Genomic DNA, 2,306 nt, shown 5'->3' with positions numbered 1-2,306 from the left:
AAGAGATTGCACATACATTTCAGCCGCTCTTTTAGAGGCTCCCATCACATTACTGGGGTTTACAGCCTTATCCGTAGAAACCATTACGAAATGTCCCGCCTTGTATTTTACCGAAAGATCAGCCAGGTTTTTCGTCCCCGCAATATTTACAAAAACCGCCTCATGGGGGTTTTCTTCCATAAGAGGAACATGTTTGTAGGCTGCCGCATGGTAAACTACATCAATATCATTATTCTGAAACATCAATTCCAGGCGCTTCCAGTTTCCAACATCGCAAATAATAAATTTACAATTCAGATCGGGAAATCTGGCTTCGATTTCCAATTTTAAACTATGCAGAGGAGTTTCAGCCTGATCCAGAATAATAAGCCTCTTCGGGTTGTAATCGGCTACCTGGCGAACGATCTCACTTCCTATAGATCCTGCACCACCGGTTACAAGAATGGTTTTCCCCGTAAGCTGTTCGATCTTATTCTGCACATCCAGCTTAATAGGTTCTCTTTCCAGCAGATCTTCGATTTGAAGCGATTTAACTTTTTGAGCGATAGGCTCCCCCTGTCCCCAACTGGAAACTATAGGGGCATTGAACACCTTGATATCATGTTCAAGACAATCCTCAACAATTCCGAATTTTTCTTCAGCACTTAAATTATGCTCTGAGAGAATTATTGCACTGGCATCCAGGGATTGCACTGATGAATGAACTTTTCCTGAATGGCTCACCACCGGTTTATCCAGTAATCTTATGTTTCGGTTTAACTTTTCCTTGGTCAAAAAACCTACAACTTTAAACCTTCTTGGATTTTCAATATCCAGTGCTCCAGCCACCGAGATCGCATTTTCATCAGCCCCGATTATTACCGCATTGATGAGTTGTTCGTTTTTCTGAACGATTTTGAAATACTCATAAACCTGCTTTACCCCTAATCTAAAAAGAAATAACAAGGAGAAAGCCGCACAAAGGTTTATCAATAAACCTCCTATCAAAAAGATCTTTTCTCCTATTACAAAATATGCAGTATAACTAATAAACACCAGGGTGAAGAATGCACTCAGCGTAGCCAGGAGAAGCTTGAGGGCATCAATATTTGAGGAATACCGGATGATACCGGCATAGGTTTTAAAAATGTAAAAATAAAAGATATGAACCGCAACTATCAGTATCCCTTTGTCATAAAAACTCAGGACAGTATAATATTGGGGAGTAAGGTCTACTACAATTAGCACAGTAAACAGGGTGGAGATAGCCACCAAAGCAATATCGATGAGCAATACCGCCCATCTGGGCAGATAACGCATATTTCTAAGGTCTAAAGAACTGTCTGCCCCAGACAAGATACCCTTAAGAACTTTGACTAAATTCCCCATCATATAATTATTTCGTAAAGCATTCCTTTACTGCCTTGCTAATCCTGTTTCTATCTTCATCGCTAAGGTTAGACCCTGAAGGAAGACACAGTCCGTTTTCAAAAAGAGCTTCAGCCACCCCTTTCCCATAAAATGGCGAATCTTTGAAAACCGGTTGCATATGCATAGGTTTCCAAAGTGGCCTGCTTTCAATATTATTTTCTTCGAGAAATAAACGCAGCTTTTCCCGGTTTATTCCCCCTGTTTGTTTTTCATTAACTCTTATGACACTCAACCAGTGATTGCTAAAATAATCATTATCAGGAACTGAGTGAACTTCAACCCCTTCAATATCATTAAACAAATCTACGTAAAATTCGTGCATTGCTCTCCGTGCTGTAACTCTATCATCCAGGACCAGCATTTGTCCTCGTCCAATTCCCGCGGAAACATTGCTTAGGCGGTAATTGTATCCGATTTCTGAATGCTGATAGTGTGGCGCAGCATCCCTGGCCTGGGTGGCAAGATAAATTGTTTTATCCTTCGCCTTCTGGTTTTTAGTAACCAAAGCTCCTCCTCCGGAAGTTGTAATAATTTTATTCCCATTAAATGATAAAATGGAGAATTCACCAAAACATCCGCATTTCTGACCCTTATAGGAACTCCCCAGCGCTTCAGCACTATCTTCAATAACCGGAATTCCATAATCTGAAGCCACTTTGTTAATCTCATCAACCTTGTAAGGTGTACCGTATAAATGAACCGCGATTATCGCTTTTGGTTTTTTTCCTTTCTCGATTCGATCTTTAATAGCCCTTTCAAGTTCTTCGGGACAAATATTAAGGGTATCTTCCTCACTGTCTATAAAAACAGGAGTCGCACCCAAATAAACTATTGGATTGGCCGAAGCTGCAAAGGTCATAGTCTGGCACAACACCTCATCTCCACGTTCCACACCT

Annotated in this window: 2 protein-coding genes; both read right to left on the bottom strand. The window is 40.8% G+C overall.

Annotation, left to right across the window (positions count from 1 at the left end; translation table 11 throughout):
- A partial coding sequence (locus ACESK1_RS12950; protein ID WP_372920594.1) for an SDR family NAD(P)-dependent oxidoreductase occupies window positions 1-1,368 on the bottom strand: 1,368 nt, incomplete at its 3' end.
- A gap of 7 nt (window positions 1,369-1,375) precedes the next feature.
- The coding region (locus ACESK1_RS12945) for a DegT/DnrJ/EryC1/StrS family aminotransferase (protein ID WP_372920593.1) at window positions 1,376-2,306 on the bottom strand (931 nt) is incomplete at its 5' end.

The organism is Salegentibacter sp. (genome assembly GCF_041642575.1).
In the GTDB taxonomy this organism is placed as follows: Bacteria; Bacteroidota; Bacteroidia; order Flavobacteriales; family Flavobacteriaceae; genus Salegentibacter.
The sequence above is the reverse complement of the archived record's forward strand: the minus strand, read 5'-3'. Positions and strand labels throughout refer to the sequence as shown.